Origin of the sequence: Timonella sp. A28 (genome assembly GCF_051200815.1) — a bacterium.
GTDB lineage: Bacteria > Actinomycetota > Actinomycetes > Actinomycetales > Cellulomonadaceae > Timonella.
Window position 1 is genome coordinate 1,205,449 of the sequence record NZ_CP195159.1, and the last position, 26,551, is coordinate 1,231,999.

Consider the following 26,551-nt stretch of genomic DNA (forward strand, 5'->3'; position numbering starts at 1 on the left):
TTAAACACCTAGGTGGTGTGTACGTATGTTGTTTACTGACCGCACTACAGAATGGGCCGTGTCTGGATTGTTGAGTTCTTGTTCGATGCGTTCCGCGTTGAGGGTTGTGTCTACGGTGAACCGCATTGTTTCTCCGGCTCGTAACGTGACGAGTTGGTCATCAATGCGTGCATACGGGTCAAGCCGATCGACTAGCAGTGTGCTGTCGACTAGTAGAGAGGACGCGGACACTGCTATCTCTACGCTGTGCAGTCCGTCCTTTTTGCTTTTATCTGTAACCTGCCAAGTAGCTGCGTCTGGTTGCAGTTCAAGGTTTTTTAGTTCTGTGAAGTAGTGGAAACAACGATGTGCGTCTAATTGTGCGACGAGTACTTCACGTGTTGGCTGTTCGGTAGCGAGCAGGTCTTCTGGGATGTCTACCTCGTGTACTGAGCGAGGGGCAACGTGTACGTCGGTTTTATAGGTTGCTTGTGGGGTGCCTGCAAGGTTTTCTCGCGTTACCACGACTGTTCCGCTCCAGGTTTCGTCTGTGTCGTTGATCAGTATGGCGGTGGGGCGCCCTAATGCGGTTCGTCCGTTAGGGAGGTCTTCACCAAACGCTGCGTCAACGGCTGCGCTTACCGCGCCTTGACCTGCACCGATGACTGGGCCGCGTGGCTTGATGGTGATCATGCGTGGCGCGTATGCGTGGCGCAAAGCAAACAGGAGTGGTTTTTCGCGTTCGTCGCCGTCCACGGCGGCCCATGAGGTTACGGGCCAGCAGTCGTTGAGTTGCCAGACGATTGAGCCCGCTGAATAAGGCCAGAAACTGCGGAAGTGTTCGATACCGAAAGCAACGGAGTGGGCTTGGTTGAGTTGGGTGACCCAGTTCCACTCTTCAAAGTCGGATACTTGCGGCAGGTGTGGTGCGGCGCCTTTATCGAGTTTGGCGTTTCCGTCCCCGGCTTTTTGGTGCAGCAGAAACTCGGCGGTTTCTTTGTTTCTACCTTCGGGCGATATCGATCGGGTGAGTGTTGCCCATGTGGGTGGGCCTTGGTGGCCGAACTCTGAACAGAACCGCGGAATGTAGTCGAGGTGGGTGAGGTAGTCTTGGCGGTTCCATACCTCCCATTCATGACGTGTGCCATGATGCTGGTCGTTCGGGTGTACGCTAGCGTGCCCTTGTTCTAGTTCTGCCATGAATCCTGGCGAGTACGGGCTACCGTCACAGTATGGGCGGGTGGGGTCAAGCTCTGCCACGATTTTGGGGAAAAGATCCGTGTAGTAGTTGTATCCCCAAGTTAGGCCGACGAGGTCTTTTTGCCAGTTCCAGTCGAGGAAGCCCCACAAGTTTTCGTTTCCACCATTCCAGACGACAAGGGATGGGTGTGGGGTAAGCCGTGCGACGTTGTCTCGGGCTTCAGCCTCAAATTCTGTGTAGAACGGTTCTTCTTCTGGGTATGCGGCGCAGGCGAGGAGGAAGTCTTGCCACACCATGATTCCGCGTTCGTCGCACACATCGTAGAAGTCTTCGGTTTCGTAGATCCCTCCGCCCCACACGCGCAGTAAGTTCATGTGTGCGTAAAGGGCTTGGTCTACTCGTCGTTCTATGCGGTCACGGGTTATTCGGGTTAAGAGGTGGTCGTCGGGAATCCAGTTTGCGCCTTTGACGAAGATATCTGTGCCGTTGACACGCAGGGTAAAGGGGGTGCCGTGTTCGTCTAGGGTGGTGTTTATTTCAACTGTTCGAAAGCCGATGCGTCGTTCATAGCAGGCGCGTGTTTCACGTGAGCTGGATAGTTCAGCCGTGATGTTGAACAAGGGGTGTTCGCCGTATCCGGCGGGCCACCACAGTGGTGCGTTGGGAACGCTGAGTCGTGCTGTTGCTGTTGCTGCGCCAGGGTTGACTGTTGTGGTGACGGCGATGTCATTGATGCCGTGTGCTGCGGCTAGTTGCAGTGTAAGTTCTGCGGGCTGTTTTTCTGATGGTGTGGCCCACTCGAGATCCATGATGAGGTCGATGTGCCCTGTTCCGATCTCGTCTACGGTGACGAGGGTGCGTGTCGAGGTGGCTCTTACGTGGCTCCACCGTTCGAGACGTATTGGCTTCCAAATACCTGCGGTTTGTAGGTCTGGCCCCCAGTCCCAGCCAAATGAGCAGGCCATTTTGCGCACCATGTTAAATGGGTGGTCGTATGCGCGTGGACGAATGGTTATTTCTTCTGCCTGCTGCCACGCGTATTCAAGGGCTGAGGAAAACTCGATACGTAACGTGTTGTCTCCTGCACGTAGGTAAGGAGCCACATCGAATCGATACGATCGGTGCTGATTGTAGGTTCTCGCAACATCGTGACCGTTCACCATGATCCGTGCAACTGTGTCTAGCCCATCGCAGGCAAGATCAATGCGCTCCCCTGCGAGCGCTTCGTGTGTGTGGAAGGTTGTTTCGTAGCACCATGCTGTCTTGTGGACCCATTCGAGTGCTTTTTCTTCCATGCCTACGTATGGGTCGTTGATGAGTCCGGCTTTGAGGAGGTCTGTGTGAACTGTTCCTGGAACGTGGGCTGGTATCACTTGTTGCGTGATTGCTGCGGGGGCTTCTCCGGCGAGGTGGCGTAGTGTCCACCCTGTGTGCAGTTCTTGGGAGATCATGGGTACAGCTCCTGTTGATGAAGGTGCGCGCGCGGTATGTGTCGCTTTGTTAGGCGTGGAGGTGTTGGCGGTGCCGTAGAAATCTTCGGTGATTTTTGTGGCGGGTTGGCTGCATGTTAGAGAAATTCAAACACCTCTTGAAACATTCTTAATCAACTGAATAAAGTAAGTCAAGGGTTGTTCCTCGGCCCCTTGCTTTTCATCTCATAACCAACTTGTTGCAAAGGTTTTCTTGTGGACGCCCCTACTCACGTTTCCCCACGGACACGAAGCGCCTCCATCATTTTGGATGCCATCAGAGCCGCCGGCACAATAAGTCGTTCTGGACTCACCACCGTTACCGGCCTGACAGCAGCGACCATTTCAACTGTCGTTCGTAAACTCATCACAGCTGACTTAGTGACTGAGATAGGACGAGCAGAATCTACCGGCGGTAAACCACGCGTCCTCCTGCAACTCAACGCTGAAGCTCGCTACGCGATAGGAATACATCTCGACCATGCCGCTGTAACCTACGTTTTAGTGAATCTAGTTGGCACACCCATCGCCAATATGAAACGGGCCGGCGCGTTAGCTACTCCCCCACATGACGTCGTCGTACGAATCTCCGACGAAGTAACCGAATTCGTTAAAGAAGCCGGCATCCCATTCAGCAAAGTGTTAGGTCTTGGCCTCGTCTCACCTGGACCGCTTACTTCTGCTGCAGGAATGCAACTCACACCACCGTTTATGAAAAGTTGGGAAGACTTTCCCCTCGATACCGAACTAGCACACGCAACAAGCCTGCCCGTATTCCTCGAAAATGATGCGACAGCCGCAGCAATCGGCGAGTACTGGTCAGGAGGAACAGACCACGAAGGAGACTTTGCTTCCCTCTACCTCGGCACTGGATTAGGAGCTGGCCTCCTTATAGGCGGATCACCTTTTCATGGCGCAAGTGGAAACGCAGGCGAAATTGGGCACACAACAGTCTCAATAGATGGCCCACTGTGCTGGTGTGGAATGCACGGATGCGTTGAAGTTTTAGCAGGCCCCGCCGCAGTAGTTACACAAGCGCGTGCACGCCGCGAGAACATTCGCGATTTTGGGCTTTCTGCAACAGAAAACAGCACCTCCATCGCCCACGACTTTGCCCTCATCGCAGCAGCCGCACAACACGGCAACGAACACGCTCAACAACTCCTCAAAGATTCCGCACGATATATTGCGGCAGCCGCACACACTATCGCAAATCTGTTCGACCTACGCATGCTCGTACTCACCGGGCCAAGTTTTGCTGCAGCAGGCGACATTTACCTTCCCGCAATCACGCACGTACTCAACGAATCTTTCTTCGCGCGATCACGCCATCACGTTGACGTTCGCTTATCTCAAACCGCTGAAACAGCCGCCGCTATAGGAGCCGCCGCCCTCGTCTTACAAAACGAGTTCGTACCCGAACGCAGCGCACAACTCGCTTCCGCTGCAGGATGGTCAGGCATCGAAAACGAAATCAGCACCTTATCCACTCCAACACACACGTGACATTCATCCTTAACCGTCCAACCGCTTCGTCAAGATTGGTCCACACATGGCGTTCTTTGATCTTCCCCTCGAACAGCTCCACACCTATGTTCCCGACGTTCGTGAACCCGACGACTTTGATACGTTCTGGAACGACACACTCACACAAGCACGCGGCCACGACCTCAACGTACAACTCACACGCGTCGACACCGGACTCACCCTCGTCGAATCATATGATGTTGAATTCTCTGGTTTTAACGGCGACCGGATTAAAGCGTGGCTGAACATTCCTGCAGGTCACACAACCCCAATGCCCGCAGTCATACAATTTCAAGGCTACGGTGGCGGTCGCGGCTTCGCGCAAGAACACCTCATCTGGGCTAACGCCGGATACGCGCACTTACTCATGGACACTCGCGGGCAAGGCTCTCACTGGGGATCTGGCGGAACAACCCCTGACACACACGGTTCTGACCCCGCAGCATCTGGTGTGATGACCCGAGGCATCCTCGACCCAGAACAGTACTACTACCGCAGGCTCTACACCGACGCTGTGCGCGCAGTAGAAGCCGCTCGCACACTAAACGTCATCGACCCAACACGCATAACAGTTACAGGCGCAAGCCAAGGTGGTGGCATAGCGCTCGCGGTGGCGGGGCTTGTCCCTGATGTAACGGCAACTATGCCTGATGTTCCCTTCCTGAATAACTTTGCGCGCGCACTTGCGATCACAGATTCTGACCCGTACCACGAAATTACGCGTTATCTCTCAGTACATCGCACTCATGGCACACAAGCACTACACACGCTGTCATATTTTGATGGTGTGAACTTTGCGCGTCGTGCTGCATCGCCCGCGCTCTTCTCCGTTGCACTCATGGACGACGTGTGTCCTCCTTCAACGGTTTTCAGCGCTTACAACGTCTACAACCATGCCAATAAAAACATCGAAGTTTACCCCTACAACCAGCATGAAGGCGGCCAATTTCATCAGGTTGTGAAACAACTTTCTTGGCTGCGCTCACACCTCTAAACATTGGATTTCCTTATGCCTAGCAACGACTCAACACGCACGCCACTATGGGCTACACCAAGCCACCAACAATGGCTCGACGAACAAACCCGCGCTCTACTCTCATTCGGCGAGAACTGCATGGTTGAAGGACGTGGTGCAGGGTGGCTTACCGTCCAAGGCACACTCGACTATACGGCTCGCATACACACGTGGATCACCTGCCGTATGGCACACGTCTACTCCATTGGGACACTCCTCAACTATGCAGGAGCGCAGCACATAGCAGCACAAGCCATCACTGCGTTACGCACCACTTTGCACGACGACGTCAACGGTGGATGGTATGCGTCAATCCCCGCACGCCCCAACGACGGCAACGCTGACACCACCAAAAGCTGCTATGCACATGCGTTCGTGGTCCTCGCCGCAAGCTCGGGTGTACGCGCAAACATACCTGGCAGCGAAGAACTCCTCACAGAAGCACTCGAGATTTTAGATCGTCGCTTCTTCGAACCGACAACAGGTTTACACGTTGACGAATGGAATGCTGACTGGTCGCTACTTGACCCATACCGTGGCTTGAATGCAAATATGCATGCAGTTGAAGCTCTTCTTGCCGCCGGCGACGTTACCGGAAACAGCATGTGGCATGACCGCGCACTGAGAATCGCCCAACATGTTGCTGACCGGTGGGCGCCCGACCATAACTATCGACTCCCCGAACATTTCGATGCTGCGTGGTTACCGCTGCTCGACCTCAACGCAGATAAACCCGACGACCAGTTCAAACCATTTGGGGCGACTGTTGGACACGGCATCGAATGGGCACGACTTCTCGCACACCTCGACGCCACATACGGCACAGGAACGCACCCGTGGCTGCTCGACACTGCAACACGCCTTTATGACCGCGCCACCCAAGACGGCTGGCAGCCTAGCAGCCAAGGCGCATACGGGCTGGTCTATACAACGGATTGGTCAGGTAACCCTGTCGTAGAAACCCGAATGCATTGGGTGGTAGCTGAAGCGATCGCAGCAGCTGCAGCCCTCTACACCGCAACCGGACAAGCCAACTATGCCGTCGACTACGAAAAATGGGTGCGCCATGCACAAGACTTTTTCATTGACGAAACATACGGGTCGTGGCATCACGAACTTGACGTAACCAATCAACCTGCAGCTGCCGTGTGGCATGGAAAACCAGACATCTATCACGCTTTCCAAGCCATGCTTATTCCCCGACTGCCACTACAACCAACACTTGCAACAGCATTATCGTCTCGCTAGCTTAATGCCCTGATTTCAACGATTGACCTGGCACAAACATGCATTCAATCAGTTGCTCTCGCGACGACACCGCAGGCCCAGTCAAGCCCTCCACATCGTCAATAAGCGCGTTCACTGCCGTTGCCCCCATGACAGCAGCATTTATGTCAAAACTTGCAAATGTTGGGTGCGCGAGTTCGGAAACTCCAGGAGAAGAAGCAACCGTCACAAGAGATACATCTGAACGCCCAAGATTTATGAGCCCCCGCTGCACCCCAAAAGAAGCACGTTCGTTCATGACGAGCAACGCTGTTAGCTCAGGGAACTGAGCTAACAGCTGTTGTGCAGCATGTTCACCAGCTAGTGGAGTTTCATCGCAACACACATGCTTCAACGAGTTTTCTGCACCTGTCGCCTCAGTAAAAGCAGTCAACGACCGAACAGTGGGACCATAGCCACGCTCCAAGCTCAACGTAGAGTGGTTAACCATTCCAATAGCGTGATGTCCTTGTGCTCGCAAAAGATCAACCGCATCGCTAACTGCCTGCTCAAAATGGATGTCCACGCTCAAATATGAATGTGGAACCTCAGTACGACCGATCAACACTGCTGGCACCTCAGCGTTGTGCAACCACGCAACCCTGTCATCATGCATGAGCACTTCCATGAGCATGACGCCAACAGCATCAGACATTTTTATTGATCGTGCTAATCCTGCCACGCCAGATGGCTCAACAAGTTCCTCTACCTCGGACCACAAACTCAGCCTGTAATTCCGTGCAATTGCAGCCCGCGATGCAGCATCCAAAATCGCAGCTAGCGTGCCATCTAACGGGTTAAAACTTGATGGCATCATCAACGCGATTGTTCGACTACGGCCCCTAGCTAATGTGCGAGCACTTTCATTAGGAACATATTGCAGTTCCTGCATCGCTTCAATTATGCGTTTCCTTGTCCGTTCCGATACCGGGCGGCTTCCAGACAACGCATACGAAGCTGTACTCAACGACACTCCAGCACGTTGCGCTACATCATGAAGAGTAGCCATTCAATCCCCCATAACTTTGCTTTCAGCAGCACTGGCTTACTACTTCACAGCTCCTGCTGTTACGCCACGGGTAAGTGTGCGCTGGAAGATAAGGAAGAAAATTAATGTTGGCAGCAAAGAAACCAATGCTCCCGCGTTCAACGTTGGCACGTCTAGCATGCGGTCGCCTTGCAACGATGCAAGAGCAATCGGCACTGTTTGTGCATCATTTGATGTCAGCATTACCAACGGGATGAAGAACTCATTCCACGTCCAAATGAAAAAGAAGATCATGAGCACGGCCATCGTTGGGCGCACCACGGGATACACGACTTGCCACAATATCCGCCACCGAGAAGCACCATCAAGTTCCGCAGCTTCTAACAAAGCAGGCGGGAACGTACCAAGAACTGACGCCAACAGATACGTACCGAACGCTGATTGAATGACAGTAAAAATAATGACTATCGTCCATGGCGAGTTATTTAAACCGACTTCGTTTGCCATGGTGAACAGCGGATAGATCAAGGTTTCCTGCGGAAGCATATTTGCAAGAAGGATAAGCGCAACTATAGATAGCCGACCCTTAATCTTTCCAACCCCAATTGCATAAGCATTCAGCAACGATAAGATCACAGCAAAAATGGCAACGAGTCCGGAAGTCCATACGGAGTTCCACAGTTTTGTACCGAAATCAACACGTGTCCAAAAAGTTTTTAGACCTTCAAGATAAAACTCGCTTGGAATAGATAGCGGACCAGAAGTGGAATAATCGCTTGGCGACTTAAAAGCATTCAGCAGCATAATAATGAACGGCGCTACAAAAACTAACGCAGCGAAAGCGATAAGAATTAAAACCAGCCAACGCTGAACATTCATTTTCTTTAGGCTGGACTGCTTGTCAGGTGTTATCGAGACCGACGACATCACATACCGTCCTTTCGTGCACTTCGAGCTTGGAGGACTTGAATGACCACAGCAATAATGACAATGATGAGAGTCAAAACGGTTGCGATTGCAGAACCATAGCCGACCTTCGACTTGTCAAAGAAGTTCAAATACGAGTAGTACGAAGGAACCAAAGTTGATCCTTCTGGCCCGCCTCGCGTCAAAACATAAATAGGAGCGAAAACTTTTAATGCCGCGACTGTGCACGTCAACGTGATAACAAAAGTTTCTGGTTTAATTTGTGGAATTGTGATTGCGCAGAAACGCCTCCACCATCCAGCCCCATCAAGTTGTGCTGCTTCATAAAGTTCTGGGTCAACTCGTTGCAGAGCAGACATAAAAATAACGGTTGGGTAGCCGATTTGCATCCAGATTAAGACAACCATTACAGCGCCAAGTGCTGTATCTGTTGAGCCTAACCAGTTTGGCGGATTCTCGACCCCCAAGGATCGTAATACTTCGTTTAAAGCACCTGTTTGAGAGTTGAAAATCCAGTTCCACAAAATACCTGCAATTGATACCGGAATAATCTGTGGAAGATAGAAGGTTGCTCGGAAAAAGGATGCTACTCGACTATTGAAATGGTTTGCAATGTAATCAAAGAGAACTGCTGCAAGGAGTAAACCAACCAGCGTAGGAACAACAACCATCGCGATAATCATGTAGATGGAATTTTGGAATGAGGTCCAAAATGCGTCATCGCCCATGAGCTTGGTGTAATTTTCAAGCCCTATCCATCGCTTTGGAGCTTGTCCACCTTTCCATGAATGAAAGCTATTCCAAATGTTCATGAGGAATGGATACAGGATCACGATCGCGAAACCGATCGCCCCTGGGATCAGGTAAAGCGCATACTTTGCCCGACTACGTGTGTGGTTTTTACTCAAGGCCAGCCCCAATCAGATATATATTCCACGAGCGGCGTGGTGCTTTAGCTCTGCGCACAGCACCACGCCGTTACGAAGGAACCCGTTCGTTTTATTCCTCGAGGAGGTCCGCTCGTCCCTCTTCATAGGGAGCTTTCAAACTATCGAGTACTTCTTGCGTGGATTTGGTCTGGTTGACCACTGATTGCAGGGATGAAACAAGCTGGTCGTAGAAGCCTGCAACTGGCCAGTCAGGGTAAAAGGCCAAACCATCGTTTTCGTTGATGGTGTTGAACAGTTCTGTGAATTCACGGGTGCGCTCATCTGTGATTGAGGATGCGTCTGCTGCTACTGGAAGACCGCCTGCTTCACCGAAAACGTTTTGTACTTCTTCAGAGAGCGTGATGTCAATGAACTCCTCTGCGAGTGTCTTATTTTTCGCGTTCTCTGGCACTACCCATAGGTTTCCGGACGAACCAGTGTTTAACGTGTTACCTGGGAAGAGGAATTGACCCCAGTCGAAGTCAGCTTCAGTTACGAGACGACCGAACCACCACGACCCTGACACCATGATTGGGTATTTTCCAGAGATCCATCCTGTACCCATGTCTTCAGCTGTCAGACCTGCTGCGTCTTCGGCGATGTATCCCTTGTTAACCCACTGCGCGAGGGTGTCAGTTGCGTATGTAAGCTCTGGGCCGTTCCAGTCAACTGGTGAAGTAAACAGCTGGTATTGATTTACAAAATCACGGTCTGCTTTAGATAGAGCAAGCTGGTACCACAATTGCCCAAGTGGATATTCAGATCCTGCTTCAGCTAGTGGCGTTATACCTTTATCGACGAAGGTGTCGAGCACTGTTTCGAATTCGGCAAGAGTGGTTGGGACTTCCACTCCGGCTTCAGCAAACATGTCTTTGTTGTAGTACACGGTGACATATTCGCCGTAGTTTGGGACGCCGTACCATTCACCGTCGCCCATAAGGCCCGCTTCGGTGTAGCGTGCGGTCGCTTGCAAGGACGAGGACAGTTTCTCGTCCCATCCATATGTTTCGGCGGCTGTCGTCAGTGGCGAGAGCAGCCCTTGGCTGGCGAGTTGTCCAGCTGTTGCGTTGCCTTTGTTGAATTCCATAACGTCTGGAACTTCGTCGCCGGTAAGGACTATTTTGGCGTTTTTCTGGATCTGTTCAAAAGTCTGGTTTTCAACAGTGACTGTGACGTCGGGGTGTTTTTCTTTAAAGATTTCAACCGCTCGCGCCCAAGCCTGCCCCATTGCTGAGGTGTCTGTTTCGTAGTGCCAAATTGTCAAGCTTTGCCCGTCTTCGGTTTCCCCAGATGAGCATGCTGTCAGCGTGAGTGAGGCGAGTAGGCCTGCAGCGAAGACGCTAGCAATCTTGCGTGGGAATCGCATGTTTTCTCCTCATTGAGTTGACTAGAAGTCAAAGTGCTCTTGTGGATGGCGACAATGCCATGTTCCATCGAGCCGAACCTTTCGGTCCATCGAAGCGTTTCGTCGAAGCGCTTCGAGAACCAGCCTAAACCCCTTCTGGAACAAAATCAAAGGGTTTCTTGGAATTAATCAAACCGTTACACATATATGCGGGCGCCATAAAAAACGTGCCACACACAATAAAAAAGTGGCGGGGTGCCCCACGCACCCCGCCACTTTTCCTAACCTGCCTCTACACAAGCCCTATCAGAGACACACTGCGCACGACGACCATTTACCTCCAACGCAAAAGGCAAATCCCCATACGTACGCACAGCAGTCACTTCATCACCCACACGCGCTACAGTAAACCGCGCTGCAACACGCGAACCATCCTGGGCATCTGGAATAGTTACCTCAACGCAGGCTCCGTCCTCAAAGGCAAACGCCTTCAACGTAACGCCATCCGCCCAGTCATAATCTGGTCGATCAATACAGTCACCAAAAGGAATAACCGTATTTGGGCGCGCCAACACAGGCAACTCATCAAACGCAAAATCCTCTTCAAACCAGCGAGGACCTTCATACACTTTGCCGTTTAGCACAGAAGTCCACACGCCCTGCGGAACATAAAACTCACCAGTTTTTTCATGGAAAACCGGCGCCACCAAAAGAGCATCACCAAGCATGTACTGCGTACCAATAGCGCGCGCAGTACGATCATGCGGAAATTCCAAAACCATAGGGCGCATTACTGGAATCCCCTGAGCAGCGGCCTCTTCGCCAAGCCGCCCCAAATATGGCATCAACGACATCTTCAAGTGCGCGAATTTCCGAGTAACATCGACAGCTTCCTCGTCGAACAACCACGGCACACGATAAGAATTCGAGCCATGGAAACGAGAGTGCGACGACAAAAACCCAAAAGCAGTCCACCGTTTAAACACCGCAGGATCAGGATCGCCCTCAAACCCACCAATATCATGCGACCAATAGCCAAATCCTGACAGCGCGAGCGACAGCCCACCACGCAATGACTCCGCCATCGCAACAAACGTAGACTCGCAGTCGCCACCCCAATGCACAGGGAATTGCTGACCTCCAGCAGTTGCTGAGCGGGCAAACAATACCGCCTCGCCAACGCCCCTCTCTTCTTCAAGAAGGTCAAACACTGCCTTGTTGTACAAGTGCGTGTAATAGTTATGCATTTTCAACGGATCAGACTGGTCAAACCACACCACATCCGTTGGAATACGCTCACCAAAATCAGTCTTAAAGCAGTCAACACCCATATCAAGCAAGGCACGCAGCTTTGAAACATACCAGGCACTAGCTTCAGGGTTAGTGAAATCAACCAAAGCCATTCCGGCCTGCCACAGATCCCACTGCCACACATCACCGTTCGCTTCAGTGACAAAATAACCCTTGTCCATACCCTCTTCGAAAAGATGAGAGCGCTGAGCAATATAAGGGTTAATCCACACACAAACCTTCAGGCCCTTAGCCTTAATCCGATCAAGCATGCCTTGCGGATCTGGGAAAGTCTCCGGATGCCACACAAAGTCGCTCCAGTGGAAGCCACGCATCCAAAAACAATCGAAGTGGAACACAGATAACGGAAGCTGTCGATCGATCATGCCGTCGATAAAGTGGTTCACCGTCTGTTCGTCATATTCCGTGGTAAATGACGTCGACAACCACGTGCCGTAACTCCATGCAGGAACCCGTGCAGGCCGTCCAGTTAAAGCAGTGTAGTTAGACAACACCTCTTTCAAGGTGTCCCCAAAAATCACGTAATACTGAAGCGCATCTCCCGACACAGAAAACTGTGTGCGTGAAACTACTTCTGAACCAACCTCGAACGAAACCTTTTCAGGGTGGTCTACGAATACGCCATAGCCTGCATCGGACACATAAAATGGAACGTTTTTATAGGCCTGCTCGGATTGAGTTCCGCCGTCTTCATTCCAGATATCGATGCTTTGACCGTTCTTAAGATAAGCACCAAAACGCTCACCAAGTCCGTAAATATTCTCGGCCGGCCCCAACGTTAACTGTTCATAAACGTATTTAGCGCCTTCTTCTGACTGCACGATGCCGACTGACCGGTCACCTGAAGACGTCAAAAGTTTGCCGTTACCCACAAAATCGACATGCCACGGACCATCCGTTGAAATCTGCGCAACGAGATCCCCAGATTGAAGAACAGCTTTGTCGCCACTCCCCTTATGCGCAACAGAAATATCAACATCATGTGCCGTAGGAGCAAGAGAAAACTCAGGTCCTCGTTTTTTTGCACCTTTATGATGCTCAATTCGCACACCAATAACATTCGGGGCGGGAGCTGTGAATGTCGTCGTAATAACAGGACGATTCAAGGTGTCCCCACGAGATTGAATCGGTGCTGTAGGGGCATAGACGGTAAGGGAATCTTGCGTGGCGACAACTTCGTCGATGTCACGTGGCCTCAAGATGGAGTAGCCATCGCGAACAAGCCAATATCCGTTTGAGAACTTCATTGTGAACCTCATGGTTGAAACTTTGCGCAGCTGGTCTCGTGATTCACTGCAGGATGCTCTGCCGACACGTCCGCAGCTATAAATGAACCACCGTTGGTTAGCGTTTAAGAACGCTTGTTGTTCACACAGTATCATCGAAGCGCTTCAACTATAAGTTGTTGCGGCGGAAAATTTTTTACGATCTATCAGGATCAGCACTATCGAACCACTTCGATTGACACATAAGGCCTGTTCAGATCAGATGAGCACACCCCACAGACACTTACACGTCATCGAAGCGCTTACCATCATGGAGAAAACACAATCAAAGAGTTCAAAGAAATACACTCAATTCACGCCAAACCTTGAGTATCCTAAACAAGCACAAAAGACCAGAAAAACGTTTCACACAAGCGTTTTCTTACGCCAGCCACCCAAAGAATGCGAACAATGGCCACTATCGACGATGTTGCAAAACAAGCCGGTGTATCAACATCCACCGTCTCTTACGTACTCAGTGGGAAACGCCCCATCTCCGCACCCACTAAAGCCCGCGTCGAAGCCGCAATCGCACAACTCGGATATCGCCCCCACGCAGGAGCCCGCGCACTAGCCCGCAACAAAACAAACGTACTCGGACTCGTCGCACCACTACGCACAGCCGTAAACGTCAACGTCATTATGCGATTCGTCGCTGGAGTAGCCCAAGCCGCACGCGAACACAACTACGACGTTTTACTCCTCACACAAGACGACATAGCCGGAATCGACAGAATACTCAACGGCTCCCAAGTAGACGCAGTCATCACCATGGACATCGAAGAAGAAGACCCACGCCTTCCCATCCTTCGCGCTGCCACACAACCCGCCGTCCTCATCGGAATCCCAGCAGACCCTGCACAGCTATCCTGCGTCGACCTCGACTTCACAGACGCAGGAACCCAAGCAGTACGTCACCTCACCCAACGAGGACACACACGCATCGGACTCATTACCGCAGGTACAGCAGTCTGGGAGCGTCACACCACATTCTTAGAACGACTCCTCACCGGAGTACGCAACGAAGCAGAAAAAAATACCGCACAACTAACGGTGCTACCATGCGAGTCTTCCGAAAACTCAGCTCGCGACACAGTTGATGCGCTCTTAGCCCAAGAGCCGAACCTCACTGCACTCATTATCCATAACGAATACGCATTACCCTACGTCATCGCACGCCTTCGCGAACTAGGGAAAACAGTGCCACACGAGATCTCGGTCATTGCTATCTGCCCAACAGACTTAGCAATCAACCAGCCACAACCACTCACGTCCATAGACGTACCTGGTGAAGAAATAGGCCGCACAGCCGTAACCATAGCCATGAATCATTTAGACAACGAAACACCAGCAGAAACACGTCTACTTCGCGCGGTCCTCACCGAACGAGGATCCACTGCATTCCGAAACTAATGTGGGAGCACACATCGTGCGTGTACTCCCACAAGAAAACTTAAAACAGTCGCGATTCGACGTCGTCAAAACCTTTCATTGCCTCATAATCCAAGATGAGGCACTCAATACCGCGATCGGTCGCAAGCACTCGAGCTTGCGGTTTGATCTCTTGCGCAGCAAAAACACCTTTAACAGGCGCCAAAAGCGGATCACGGTTCAACAAATCAAGATAACGAGTAAGCTGCTCCACGCCGTCAATTTCACCGCGGCGTTTAATCTCGACAGCAACAGTATGACCAGCAGCATCACGCGCAAGAATATCTACCGGGCCAATAGCTGTCATGTACTCACGACGAATAAGGTTATGACCTTCGCCCAACAAACTAATCTGTTCAGCCAGCATCGCTTGTAGATGGGCTTCAACACCATCCTTAATCAGCCCCGGGTCCACACCTAAAGAATGCTGCGAATCGTGGAAAACCTCAAAAAATTCGATTTCCAGTCTGTCGTCGCTTTTCGCATGCTGCACAGCCCAAGAGCTCGTCACCCCACGCTCACGCGCTTCGTCATCTGGTTCAGAAACTGCCATCGAACATGGCGGGCTCATCCAGTTCAACGGCTTGTACGAACCCCCATCAGAATGCAAAAGCACACTACCATCAGCTTTTACCACGACAAGTCGCGTAGCTTTTGGCAAGTGTGCTGACAGTCTGCCCGTGTAGTGAGCTGCACACTCAGCGACAACAAGACGCAAACCAAATCCCTACTGTAGAAACTAAAAAACGTACCCTCGATGGTTCGGCGGTGCCGACTCAACCCATGAGGACAACCCATGATACGCCTCGGTTGACATCACCAGTTCAAACGGCACACCCTTATACTCACAGTGCACAACATACATGTTATGAGCATCTGCTTCATGAAACGCAGTGCGTCCCAGTAAATCAAAATGTTCCCGCAACCACACAAAACGCGGCTTATGCGATAACGAATATAATCGCCACCACAGCAAGCGATCAGACTCATATTCACATAAGCCGTTTTTCCAATGCTCAGTTTTACCTGCGCTTTGCGAACGATACGAACAATCAAACGTACCGATCTGAGTCGAAAGACGACGAAGCCGTGAATACCCATACGCGCAAACAACCACAAGGGCAATTACTACCCCAACGATAATCCACACAAGAGTATTCACGGCTTCGTCCTCAAACGTTTTGCTGCTATGCGCTAGCAGTAGTGTCCGCAAGGACCTTGTCAGCGACTACAGACACGATGTTGTCATCAACTGAAATAAACCCTCCAGTGATTTCAAAATCATGTTTCACACCATCAAGGTCTGTTACACGAACATGTCCTGCATTCAGCACTGACAGAATCGGGGTGTGACCGGCTAAAACACCGATCTCACCGTCTGCGGCTGGTGCGCTCACAACTTTTGCCGCACCAGACCACACTGCGCGGTCCTTTGCGACGATGTCTACGGTGAGCTGTGCCACGTGTACTCCTCAGTGATTCTAGGAATAAGTCTCATCCTAAAAGGATTAGAGACCGTATTCCTTCTGGATGCGGGCCCAGTTGCGCTCGAGGTCTTCGAGGCCACCGATGTTGAAGAACGCCTGCTCGGAAATGTGGTCGAACTGACCGTTCGCAATACCCTTGAATGCTTCAATGGTCTCTGCCAACGGAACTGTTGAACCCTCAACACCAGTGAACTGCTGAGCCATGTACGTGTTCTGTGACAAGAACTGCTGGATACGACGCGCGCGGCCAACAACGGTCTTGTCTTCTTCAGAAAGCTCATCAACACCAAGAATCGCGATGATGTCTTGCAGTTCCTTGTTACGCTGCAAGATCGACTTCACTTGCGTTGCAACTTCGTAGTGATCTTGTCCAACGTAACGTGGGTCAAGAATACGCGAGGTCGACGCTAGTGGGTCAATAGCTGGGTACAAACCACGTGAAGCAATTTCACGTGACAACTCAGTTGTTGCATCCAAGTGCGCGAACGTTGTTGCCGGCGCTGGGTCGGTGTAGTCGTCAGCAGGAACGTAAATAGCCTGAAGCGACGTGATCGAGTGACCACGAGTCGACGTAATACGCTCTTGTAGCAGACCCATTTCGTCGGCAAGGTTTGGCTGGTAACCAACTGCAGAAGGCATACGGCCCAGCAGTGTGGAAACCTCAGAACCTGCCTGAGTGAAACGGAAGATGTTGTCGATGAACAAGAGAACGTCTTGCTTCTGAACATCACGGAAGTACTCAGCCATCGTCAGTGCTGACAAAGCAACACGAAGACGTGTGCCTGGTGGCTCATCCATCTGGCCGAAGACCAACGCGGTCTGGTTAATAACACCAGACTCAGTCATCTCGTCGATGAGGTCGTTACCTTCACGGGTACGCTCACCAACACCAGCGAATACTGACACACCGTTGTGGTTGTTAGCCACACGGTAGATCATTTCCTGGATAAGAACGGTCTTACCAACACCTGCACCACCGAAAAGACCAATCTTTCCACCCTGAACGTATGGGGTAAGAAGGTCAATGGACTTGATACCGGTCTCGAACATTTGAGTCTTGGACTCAAGCTGGTCGAATGCTGGTGGCTTACGGTGGATTGGCCAACGCTCAGTGATCTCGAGCGTCTCGCCTTCCTTTAAGTTCAGCACTTCACCGGTCACGTCAAAAACGTGACCCTTGGTGACGTCACCAACGGGAACGGAGATAGGCGCTCCAGTGTCAGTAACAATTGCGCCACGAACCAAACCATCGGTTGGCTTTAGTGCAATCGCACGGACAAGGGAATCACCCAAGTGTTGAGCGACCTCAAGGGTCAATGTGAAAGCTTTTTCGCCTTCACCCTGTGCGGACAGGTCGATTTCCACGGTCAGTGCATTGTAGATCTCTGGGATCGCATCTGCCGGGAACTCGATGTCAACGACTGGACCAATAACACGGGCGATGCGACCTCGTGCTGGGCCTGACGTTGACTCGACCGCTGCGTCGACTGTTGTGGCAGTCATTAGTGGCCTCGCTTTGCTGTGTCGAAAGTTTTTTCGACTAGGTCTGTGCAGTTAGCAAAATCTGTTGTCGGTGGACTGAACAGCATGTGTATCAGTCGGTTCAGGCACCTGCGAGAGCGTCCGCACCGGACACGATTTCGCTGATTTCCTGGGTAATTTCCGCTTGACGCGCTGAGTTAGCAAGTCGGGTGTACATGCGGATGAGTTCTTCAGCGTTGTCTGTCGCAGTGTGCATAGCACGCTGACGAGCAGCCAACTCAGAAGCCGAAGCTTCAAGCAAGAAGCTGAAGATTCGCGAACGTACATAACGTGGCAAGAGTTCGTCTAGAACTACTTCTGCTGAAGGCTCAAAGTCGTACAGTGGGTAAGCTTCGCTAGCCCCTGCCTCGACCTCTGCATCAACAACTTCTAGCGGCAAAAGACGTACAACGCGTGGGCGTTGCGTCACCATGTTCACAAATTGCGTGTACACCACGTGCAGAGCGCTGACTCCGCCTTTATCCGCTGGCGCAAGGAAAGCCTCTAACAACGAATCAGCAATATCTTGCGCTTCTTCAGCTGTCGGTGCGTCCGAGCTGCCAGTCCACGATTTGATGACTTCACGGCCACGGAACTGGTAGAAAGACAGACCACGACGTCCTGAGACATACAGGTCAACTTCCTTGCCTTCTTTGTTCAGTCTCTCAATGAGGGTTTCAGTCTCACGGATAACACTGGCAGAGTAGGCACCAGCCATTCCACGGTCAGATGTAACAACAAGAACCGCAACACGATTCGTGTCGGTACGTTCCGAAGTCAACGGGTGGTCAAGCGTGGAGTGCGTTGCCACAGCTCCTACAGCAGTTGTAATCGCATCGGCATACGGACGAGTCGCCGCAGCGCGCGAACGCGCCTTACCAATGCGGGAGGCGGCAATCAACTCCATAGCGCGGAAGATCTTCTTCAACGATTGAGTCGACTTGATGCGTGCCTTATAGACACGCTGGTTACCGGCCACGGATCATGCCTTCTTCTGGCGGACGATCTTTTCCTGCTCAACCTCTGCTGAACCGTCTTCTTCCTCTTCAGCGTCAACAAGAGCAACACCGTCACCCTTAATGAAGAGGTTTCGGAAGGTGTCAACTGCAGCGTCAAGTGAAGACTCTGTTGCCTTCTCAAACTTACCGCTTGATGCGATAGTCGAGAGAACATCAGTGTTACGACGCAAGTAGTCAAGAAGTTCAGACTCGAAGCGAAGCACGTCTTCTACTGGAACGTCGTCGAGCTTGCCTTTAGTACCAGTCCATACCGAGACAACTTGGTCTTCCATTGGGTATGGGCTGTACTGGCCTTGCTTGAGAAGCTCCATGAGGCGTGCACCACGGGTGAGCTGTGCTTTAGAAGCCGCGTCAAGGTCAGAGGCAAAGAGCGCGAAAGCCTCAAGTGAACGGTACTGTGCAAGCTCAAGCTTGAGCGTACCGGATACAGCTTTCATTGCCTTTGTCTGCGCAGAACCACCAACACGAGAAACGGAGATACCTACGTCGACCGCTGGACGCTGGTTAGCGTTGAAGAGGTCGGACTGAAGGAAGATCTGTCCGTCAGTAATCGAAATAACGTTGGTAGGAATGTACGCGGAAACGTCATTCGCTTTGGTTTCAATGATTGGTAGACCAGTCATCGAACCAGCACCAAGTTCGTCAGACAGCTTTGCACAACGCTCTAGCAGGCGGGAGTGCAAGTAGAAGACGTCACCTGGGTATGCCTCACGGCCTGGTGGACGACGAAGCAGAAGCGAAACGGCGCGGTACGCTTCAGCCTGCTTTGACAAGTCATCGAAGATGATGAGGACGTGCTTGCCCTCGTACATCCAGTGCTGTCCAATTGCAGAACCAGTGTATGGTGCGATGTATTTGAAGCCTGCAGGGTCAGAAGCTGGCGCTGCAACGATGGTGGTGTATTCGAGCGCACCCGCGTCTTCAAGAGCTCCACGGACTGATGCGATGGTTGAACCCTTTTGTCCAACAGCAACATAGATGCATCGAACCTGCTTTGAAGGGTCACCGGAATCCCAGTTCGCCTTCTGGTTGATGATCGTGTCGATCGCAATAGCGGTCTTACCTGTTTGACGGTCACCAATGATCAGCTGACGCTGTCCACGACCAATTGGGATCATCGAGTCGATTGCCTTCAGACCTGTCTGAAGCGGCTCGTGAACAGACTTACGCTGCATAACGCCTGGCGCCTGCAACTCAAGCGCACGACGACCAACGGTCTCGATCTCGCCCAGTCCATCAATTGGGTTACCTAGTGGGTCAACAACACGACCGAGGTATCCGTCACCAACAGCAACGGACAGAACCTCGCCAGTACGGCGAACTTCTTGGCCTTCTTCAATTCCGGTGAATTCACCAAGAATAACGACACCGATTTCGCGGACGTCGAGGCTTAGTGCGAGACCAAGGGTCCCGTCTTCAAATTGCAACAGCTCGTTGGCCATTGCGCTTGGAAGTCCCTCAACCTGGGCGATTCCGTCACCGGCGAGTGTAACTCGTCCGACTTCTTCGGTAACCACTTTCGCAGGCTCATAGGACTTCACAAAGCTGTCAAGTGCGGCGCGGATTTCCTCCGGCCGGATAGTCAGCTCAGCCATTAGCTCTTCTCCTGTCGTGACTGCCTTTCGGCAGTCAACTTGCTTTGTCCTTGGGTGCCGGTTTAACCCGGCTACGTATAGGGTCCTTAACTAGCGAGGCCGCGCCGGGCATCCGTTAAGCGGGTGAGGACTGTTGAATCAACAACATCTGCACCAACTTGTATACGAATACCACCGACCACTGCTGGATCGACTGTCACGTTAAGTTGCATTTCTTGGCCGTATTCACGTGCCAAGAGCGACTCGAGACGGTTGAGTTGTGCTTCGCTCAATGCCCGGCTAGTAGTCACGTAGGCGACTTTACGAGCGCGGCGTGCCGCGGCCATGTCACCAATTCGTGCTAATGCTGGTACGAATCGTTCCCCACGTGGCGCGGCAGTCGCACGTCGTGCAAGTGCGACAGTGACTTCATCAGCTTTGCCAGCAACGAGTTCATCAAGCAATTTAATTCGTTGGCCAACTTCGGTTACCGAATCGGACAATGCTTGACGTACCTCACGGTGTCCCACAAGTGCACGCGTAATGATGAAGAGCTCGGACTCTACAGTCTCAAGCACCCCACGTGATTGTGCGGAAGCGAGGTATGCCTCGATTGCAAGCAAAGATACTGCGTCAACCACGTCGGCCTCTGAAGACCAACGAGCCTGTGCAACAGCTTCCATAATCGAAACTGTTCGGACATCAAATCCGTTGGAAAGCACTGAACGGACAAGGGCTGCCTTGTCCTTACCGGATCGTGACGGATCTGCAAGTGACCGGCGCAGGGCCCCAGAGCCATCAAGTGCGTCGACAACGGAGAACAGCTGTTCTCCGATGATCAGCGCGTCTTGGCCCGCATCAGTAAGAACAGAATCGTAGGTCTTCCTGATCGCAGATAGAGACGCCTGGCTGGTCCCGCGCATCACTTCCCCTTTACAGCGGTCGCTACCATTGACGCTTCTAGATCATCCAAGAAACGCTCGACGACGCGTGACTGACGTGCCGCGTCTTCAAGTGATTCTCCAACGATCTTTGAAGCGAGTTCGGTTGCGAGTGCACCAACATCGTTTCGTAGTGAGACTGCAGCAGCTTGACGCTCAGCTTCGATTTGACGCTTTGCGTTGTCGTTGATGCGTTCTGCTTCAGAAGTTGCCTTAACGCGTGCGTCGGCAACTATGCCTGTTGCCTCAGTACGAGCGTCTTCACGAATACGAGCTGCTTCAGCGCGTGCTTCGCTTAGTTGCTCTTTGTACTGAGCAAGCAAGTTATTTGCTTCTGCTTGTGCTTCTTCTGCGTGAAGCAGTCCGCCCTCGATCTTTGCAGTGCGCTCATCAAGGATTGCGGTGAAGGTTGGCAAAATCTTCTTGTAGAAGAAGAAACCAATAACAGCCATCACCACAGCAGAGCCAATAACGTCATAGAGAGGTGGAAGGAAGAGGTCAATTCCCTCTACTTCTGCCCCGCTAGCTGCGGCTGCTAGCACTGTTGTGCCTGTGGTGAAAAATGTCATGAGAAGAGGAATCCAGCAACGATACCGAGGAGAGCAAGGAGCTCAACGAATGCAACACCGATGAACATGGTGGTACGGAGCTGACCTGCAACCTCAGGCTGACGTGCCATACCTTCAACGGTTTTTCCAATGAGGATACCCAAACCAATACCTGGGCCGAGGGTACCAAGACCATAACCGATGGTCGCGATGTTTCCAGTTACTTCTGCGAGGGTGGTGGTGGTGTCCACTGATGGATTCCTTCCGTAAGGCGCTCAACCTTTATGAGCGTCGTGTATGAACTAGAAGTTATTTTGTGTGTGTGAATGCGGTGCATCCACACACGAAACACATCACGTTGTATGTATTTCGTAATGCATCAAAGAGGTTCTACTAACCGGGCTTAGTGCTCTTCTTCGATCGCGAGCGAAATGTAGACAGCGGTAAGCAAGGTAAATACATAAGCTTGCAGAGCCGCAACTAAGATTTCGAACAAGGTAAAGCCGAGACCTGCCGCAAGTGAAACAGCTGCCATACCTTTAAGAGCTCCAGAAGCCTCAAAGATAAAGAAGTTTGTTGCACTAAAGCACAAGACAAGAAGCAGGTGGCCTGCGATCATATTCGCGGTAAGACGAAGTGCGAGCGTAAGCGGACGGAATAGGAAAACCTGAAGGATTTCGATTGGTGTAATCAAGAAGTAAAGGAACCACGGAACCCCAGGTGGGAACAAAGAGTTCTTGAGGTACTTTACAAAACCGAATTTCTTGACACCTGACGTCAAGTACACGACGTATGTCCACAACGCCAACACAACAGGCATGGCCACAAGGGACGTGCTTGCAATGTTCAGTAGTGGAATAACACCAGTGATGTTAAACGCAAGAATTGCGAAGAACATCGTGGTAAGCATCGGAACGTACTTGCGCGCGTTGTGCCCAAGAATCTCTTCGGCGATATTGACTCGCACAAAGTCCAGCGCGATCTCTGCAATGTTCTGGCCTCGACCTGGCACAAGTTTGGCGCGCTTGGCAGCCATCATGAACAAGGTGATAAGAACAACCGCGGCAATGATCCGCACCATGTGGATGCGGTTAATTTCAAAGAAGTCGGTGCTAAAGATGGCGGGTGGAAAGAACTCCAGAATAGAAGGCGGAACAAAACCACCCTCTTCACCAGAGGCGGCGAGGTACTGGATCGTCGCTAGGCTGGACAGTTTAATCTCCCGGTAGTCATGGTGCCGAGGATGACGGCTACGTCGCCTAAATCAGCACCTATCCGTTATGGATCGCAAGAATCTTATCCCATTGGGTGAGGAAAATTCACAGCGATCCAAACCAAAAACCTCACAGAACTCACCCAGTCACAGCCGCATGTACCGCTATTCCTCCACGCTAGTGAGTAAACCTAGGAATAAGTGGGGAAAAACTGCGGAAAACTTACAGGCGACAACAAGCGCTAGTGAATCCTGTCACAAAGTGTAGTTTCAAGGGGTCACATAGGGCAAACGTCCCTTGGTAACTGCCCGCATGTCGAGTATTGCGCTTCCAATTACCCCAATAAGGACGATAACCGCAAATATGATTTTGTGATAGAAATCGTGACCGCCAAGAATTGCCATGATGGTTATAAAGACAATCATCTTTGCAACCCAGGCACCCATCACAACAGCCATACTCACATTCGGCGATTTATCTGCTGTGTAAATCATTGACCAGATTGTTGTACCCGAGAAAATCAGGGTTACACCTACACCCAGCAACGCTCCATACACACCAGCCATCGCACCCACAAGATAGCCAATGCCCGAACCTACGATGAGTAGCACGGCGACAAGCAGAAGCAGCGCTTTCATCGATGAACGGAAAATTTCTTTATTCACGTGATGCGGCACGTGAGGCAAGTCTGCTAGCGGATCAGTCTCATCAGTTACCGATTCAACATCGTCAGGGGTCTCCTCGTGCGACGGCTTGTGAGCGTCAGAGAGCATGAGATTGTTCCTTCACATCTTCAGAGCGTCGCAGACGACGCAAAATAACAGGCCAAAAAGTCACAGTTGTCATTGCCAATATTGCGATGAAACCGCCCAAGGCAACATAGCGGAATTGGAAAACAAACAATGCAACGCCACCGAACGCGAAGACAGCGCTCCACATGTACATCACAATGACTGCTTCCAAATGAGAATGACCTAAGCCTAGCAATCGATGGTGAATGTGTAAGCGGTCAGGCGCAAAAGGAGATTTTCCTGCGGCTAAACGACGAATAACGGCCATCGTCATATCTAGCAGTGGGAGCACAAGCACCGCGGCAGGCAGCAGCAAAGGCGCGAAAGCTGGAATGGTCATACCTAACGTAACCGAAGAAGGATCGATCTGTCCGGTAACCAAAATTGAAGTGCTGGCCATCATCAGGCCCAACAGCATGGAACCTGAATCACCCATAAAAATCTTCGCTGGATGGAAGTTGTGCGGCAAGAATCCAACACAAGCGCCCACTACAGCGGCTAGTACAGCAAGAGCAACCGACGCGTACGAGCCGGGGCTGGTTTGTTGCGTAAGTAAATATGCATACACGAAAAAGCCGAGCCCACCAATAGCAACGATTCCAGCGGCTAACCCGTCAAGTCCATCCACAAAGTTCACTGCGTTCATCACCAACACAATGAAAAATACGGTAATGAACAGGGACATGCGAGCAGATCCGATAGTTAACCCAGCGATCGGGATCGAAATAAGCTGGACTCCCTGCCAGGCAACAAAACCTGCTGCAAGGATCTGACCAGCGAGTTTAGTCATCCAGTCGAGATCCCAAATGTCGTCAGCGATTCCAAGCAGACACACAATTCCCGCACCTATCAAGATGCTCCACGCCGAGTTGCAACCACTTGGGAGGCATGTACCGACATCGGCATTAAATGCTTGTTCGAGGAACGAAAATTGCGAGGCAAAGACAAAGGCTGCCGCAATCCCGAGGAACATTCCTGCTCCACCAAGACGCGGTGTCGGGATCGTGTGTACGTCACGCGAGCGTACCGCTGTGACAGCACCGGTACGTAAGGCTAGCCAGCGTGCGAAAGGCGTCAGAAGATAGGTTGTGAGTGCTGCAATGAGCAGGACAAGAAGATAAGCCGTCACTGGGAGTCGTTATCTCCAGAAAGGTTCGAATCTACAGGAGCGTTGTCGAGCTCTTCTTCAGCAGATTCATCCGTGTTGTGGGTAGGCTGTGGATCTTCGCCAATGTCCAGAACTGGCGCAACGGTGCGTAACTCTTCAATGGTTATAGCCCCCGCTCGCACAACTTTCAAATGCGGCCCAGTGGCATCAACAATAGTTGACGCGATTCCCCCAGGGACTTGTCCTGCATCCAAGTAGAGTTGGACTTCTTCGCCTAATTGGACGAAGGCTTCTCTAGCGGTAAAGGCTGCAGGCTTACCTGTTTTGTTTGCACTCGACACAGCTAAAGGACCAGTACGTGCTAGTAATGCCAAAGCAGTCGGGTGGTCAGGCATACGTAAAGCGACTGTTCCGTGGGTCTCTCCTAGGTCCCAGGCTAAAGAAGGCTGCGCACGCAAAATTAGTGTTAATGCTCCCGGCCAGAATTTCTGTGCTAAAGCACGGGCAGGCTCTGGGACTTCCGTAGCTAAACCATCCAACGTCGCCACTGCCCCCACAAGCACAGGAGGCGGCATCTGTCGACCACGACCTTTTGCAGCCAACAGTGCATTCACTGCAGCGGGATTAAACGCGTCTGCCCCTATGCCGTACACCGTGTCTGTGGGGAGTACTATTACCCCTCCTCGGCCTAACACATTGACTGCTTCGTCAAGCGCAGGCCCCCACTGAGTGTGGTCGTCTGCTTGTCGAATAAGGTCACTCACGAAGGTGATCCTTCCCTGTACGGAGAATTATTTCTGCGTGCTACAACCATACGCGGACGATTGGTAAGGTCTACCAGCGTCTCTACGCGCTCAAAATATCCTGTTGCGCTGAGCATATCGCGTACTTGCGCGCCTTGAACTTCTGCATGTTCCATCACGAAAAGTCCGTGCGGAACTAAAAGGCGAGCGGCAGAGCGCATGATGCCACGCGGCACCTCTAAACCATCGTGCCCTAACCCGTATAAAGCAATCTGTGGGTCATATTCGGCTACTTCGCGGTCTTTAGGCACAGCGTCTGGCGGAACATATGGCGGATTCGATATTACGACGTGAACCTGATTATTGAGATCTTGCAGGACGGTACGAGCGTCCCCTTGGGTTAAACTCACCATGTTTGAGTAGGTGGCGTTGTTCCGTTGCGTCCACACAAACGCTTGGTGATCGAGCTCTACCCCATGTACTTGTGCTGTTGGAAACTCAGTAGCAATTGATAGGGCAATCGCTCCACTGCCAGTACAAAGATCAACGACGAGCGGGCGGACATCTTCAACTGCGCTAAATTCTGCAGCTAGATAATCTAACGCCACTTGAACAAGTACTTCGGTCTCTGGTCGCGGTACAAAAACTCCCGGACCAACTGCAAGTTCTATATGACGAAAATGTGCGCTCCCCGTAATGTGTTGCAATGGTTCACGCATGCACCGGCGCGCACAAGCACGCTGGAATTCTTGTTCTTCGTTGGTGCCTGTTCCTGTCCATGCAGGTGCTTCCATGAGAACTCCTCGCAGTACGTCACTGCGCGACATGTTCATGACATGTGCGTAGAGGAGTTCTGCGTCAACTCGCGCGTTTTCCACGCCGTGCTCTTCTAACCGAGCACGAGCGTCGTTGATAACCTCACGAACAGTTGGAGTCAAAGTTTCATCACCTT

The 26,551-nt window shown here is 51.7% G+C and carries 24 protein-coding genes; 4 read left to right on the forward strand and 20 right to left on the reverse strand.

Annotation, left to right across the window (positions count from 1 at the left end; genetic code table 11):
• Entirely contained in the window at positions 1–2,631 is a 2,631-nt protein-coding gene (locus ACR9EC_RS05660; RefSeq protein ID WP_435300514.1) for a glycoside hydrolase family 2 protein, read from the reverse strand.
• 234 nt (positions 2,632–2,865) lie between these two features.
• On the opposite strand from ACR9EC_RS05660, the gene ACR9EC_RS05665 reads away from it, so the two are divergent.
• The 3 genes from ACR9EC_RS05665 to ACR9EC_RS05675 are packed head-to-tail and all read left to right on the forward strand — an operon-like array spanning position 2,866 to position 6,439.
• Positions 2,866–4,155 (forward strand): ROK family protein, encoded by a 1,290-nt coding sequence (locus ACR9EC_RS05665; RefSeq protein ID WP_435300515.1) that lies wholly within the window; start codon positions 2,866–2,868, stop codon positions 4,153–4,155.
• Positions 4,156–4,201: 46 nt separating this feature from the next.
• Entirely contained in the window at positions 4,202–5,170 is a 969-nt protein-coding gene (locus ACR9EC_RS05670; protein ID WP_435300516.1) for an acetylxylan esterase, read from the forward strand.
• A gap of 15 nt (positions 5,171–5,185) precedes the next feature.
• On the forward strand, positions 5,186–6,439 hold the full coding sequence (locus ACR9EC_RS05675) for an AGE family epimerase/isomerase (RefSeq protein WP_435300517.1): 1,254 nt from the start codon (positions 5,186–5,188) through the stop codon (positions 6,437–6,439).
• 1 nt (position 6,440) lies between these two features.
• On the opposite strand, the gene ACR9EC_RS05680 is transcribed toward ACR9EC_RS05675, so the two are convergent.
• The 5 genes from ACR9EC_RS05680 to yicI all read right to left on the reverse strand — a co-directional run bounded on the left by ACR9EC_RS05680 (position 6,441) and on the right by yicI (position 13,204).
• Entirely contained in the window at positions 6,441–7,466 is a 1,026-nt protein-coding gene (locus ACR9EC_RS05680; RefSeq protein WP_435300518.1) for a LacI family DNA-binding transcriptional regulator, read from the reverse strand.
• Between the two features lie 39 nt (positions 7,467–7,505).
• Positions 7,506–8,324, reverse strand: coding sequence for a carbohydrate ABC transporter permease (locus ACR9EC_RS05685; protein WP_435300519.1), 819 nt, complete (start codon positions 8,322–8,324; stop codon positions 7,506–7,508).
• Between the two features lie 47 nt (positions 8,325–8,371).
• Complete coding sequence (locus ACR9EC_RS05690) at positions 8,372–9,280, reverse strand: carbohydrate ABC transporter permease (protein ID WP_435300520.1); 909 nt, start codon at positions 9,278–9,280, stop codon at positions 8,372–8,374.
• 91 nt (positions 9,281–9,371) lie between these two features.
• Positions 9,372–10,667, reverse strand: coding sequence for an ABC transporter substrate-binding protein (locus ACR9EC_RS05695; protein ID WP_435300521.1), 1,296 nt, complete (start codon positions 10,665–10,667; stop codon positions 9,372–9,374).
• A gap of 260 nt (positions 10,668–10,927) precedes the next feature.
• Positions 10,928–13,204 (reverse strand): alpha-xylosidase, encoded by a 2,277-nt coding sequence (yicI, locus tag ACR9EC_RS05700; RefSeq protein WP_435300618.1) that lies wholly within the window; start codon positions 13,202–13,204, stop codon positions 10,928–10,930.
• A 429-nt stretch (positions 13,205–13,633) separates the two neighbouring features.
• On the opposite strand from yicI, the gene ACR9EC_RS05705 reads away from it, so the two are divergent.
• Positions 13,634–14,635, forward strand: coding sequence for a LacI family DNA-binding transcriptional regulator (locus ACR9EC_RS05705; protein WP_435300522.1), 1,002 nt, complete (start codon positions 13,634–13,636; stop codon positions 14,633–14,635).
• Between the two features lie 40 nt (positions 14,636–14,675).
• Here the strand turns inward: ACR9EC_RS05705 and nucS are convergent, their stop codons facing one another.
• From nucS to prmC, 14 genes are all read right to left on the reverse strand, one after another.
• Positions 14,676–15,371 carry an endonuclease NucS gene (nucS, locus tag ACR9EC_RS05710; RefSeq protein ID WP_435300523.1) on the reverse strand — a complete coding sequence of 232 codons (696 nt, stop codon included), beginning with the start codon at positions 15,369–15,371 and terminating at the stop codon, positions 14,676–14,678.
• Between the two features lie 21 nt (positions 15,372–15,392).
• Complete coding sequence (locus ACR9EC_RS05715) at positions 15,393–15,815, reverse strand: DUF2550 domain-containing protein (RefSeq protein WP_435300524.1); 423 nt, start codon at positions 15,813–15,815, stop codon at positions 15,393–15,395.
• A gap of 25 nt (positions 15,816–15,840) precedes the next feature.
• Positions 15,841–16,116: a F0F1 ATP synthase subunit epsilon gene (locus ACR9EC_RS05720; RefSeq protein WP_435300525.1), complete on the reverse strand. Its 276-nt coding sequence runs from the start codon at positions 16,114–16,116 to the stop codon at positions 15,841–15,843.
• A 45-nt stretch (positions 16,117–16,161) separates the two neighbouring features.
• Complete coding sequence (atpD, locus tag ACR9EC_RS05725) at positions 16,162–17,643, reverse strand: F0F1 ATP synthase subunit beta (RefSeq protein WP_435300526.1); 1,482 nt, start codon at positions 17,641–17,643, stop codon at positions 16,162–16,164.
• Between the two features lie 100 nt (positions 17,644–17,743).
• On the reverse strand, positions 17,744–18,640 hold the full coding sequence (locus ACR9EC_RS05730; RefSeq protein ID WP_435300527.1) for a F0F1 ATP synthase subunit gamma: 897 nt from the start codon (positions 18,638–18,640) through the stop codon (positions 17,744–17,746).
• Between the two features lie 3 nt (positions 18,641–18,643).
• The gene (gene atpA, locus ACR9EC_RS05735; RefSeq protein WP_435300528.1) at positions 18,644–20,275 is read right to left on the reverse strand and encodes a F0F1 ATP synthase subunit alpha; all 1,632 of its coding nucleotides are present in this window, start codon (positions 20,273–20,275) and stop codon (positions 18,644–18,646) included.
• A gap of 86 nt (positions 20,276–20,361) precedes the next feature.
• Positions 20,362–21,177, reverse strand: a complete 816-nt coding sequence (locus ACR9EC_RS05740) for a F0F1 ATP synthase subunit delta (RefSeq protein WP_435300529.1) — start codon at positions 21,175–21,177, stop codon at positions 20,362–20,364.
• The gene (locus ACR9EC_RS05745) at positions 21,177–21,764 is read right to left on the reverse strand and encodes a F0F1 ATP synthase subunit B (RefSeq protein ID WP_435300530.1); all 588 of its coding nucleotides are present in this window, start codon (positions 21,762–21,764) and stop codon (positions 21,177–21,179) included. The genes ACR9EC_RS05740 and ACR9EC_RS05745 overlap by 1 nt, the downstream gene beginning before the upstream one ends.
• Complete coding sequence (gene atpE, locus ACR9EC_RS05750; RefSeq protein ID WP_435300531.1) at positions 21,761–21,994, reverse strand: F0F1 ATP synthase subunit C; 234 nt, start codon at positions 21,992–21,994, stop codon at positions 21,761–21,763. The genes ACR9EC_RS05745 and atpE overlap by 4 nt, the downstream gene beginning before the upstream one ends.
• A 152-nt stretch (positions 21,995–22,146) precedes the next feature.
• Positions 22,147–22,956, reverse strand: coding sequence for a F0F1 ATP synthase subunit A (gene atpB / locus ACR9EC_RS05755; protein ID WP_435300619.1), 810 nt, complete (start codon positions 22,954–22,956; stop codon positions 22,147–22,149).
• 270 nt (positions 22,957–23,226) lie between these two features.
• Positions 23,227–23,730 (reverse strand): hypothetical protein, encoded by a 504-nt coding sequence (locus tag ACR9EC_RS05760; protein WP_435300532.1) that lies wholly within the window; start codon positions 23,728–23,730, stop codon positions 23,227–23,229.
• A complete protein-coding gene (locus tag ACR9EC_RS05765) occupies positions 23,720–24,877 on the reverse strand; it encodes an MraY family glycosyltransferase (RefSeq protein ID WP_435300533.1) in 1,158 nt (385 codons plus the stop codon). The genes ACR9EC_RS05760 and ACR9EC_RS05765 overlap by 11 nt, the downstream gene beginning before the upstream one ends.
• Entirely contained in the window at positions 24,874–25,620 is a 747-nt protein-coding gene (locus ACR9EC_RS05770; protein ID WP_435300534.1) for an L-threonylcarbamoyladenylate synthase, read from the reverse strand. The genes ACR9EC_RS05765 and ACR9EC_RS05770 overlap by 4 nt, the downstream gene beginning before the upstream one ends.
• On the reverse strand, positions 25,617–26,537 hold the full coding sequence (gene prmC / locus ACR9EC_RS05775; RefSeq protein WP_435300535.1) for a peptide chain release factor N(5)-glutamine methyltransferase: 921 nt from the start codon (positions 26,535–26,537) through the stop codon (positions 25,617–25,619). Before prmC ends, ACR9EC_RS05770 begins: the two co-directional genes overlap by 4 nt.
• Between the last annotated feature and the right edge of the window lie 14 nt (positions 26,538–26,551).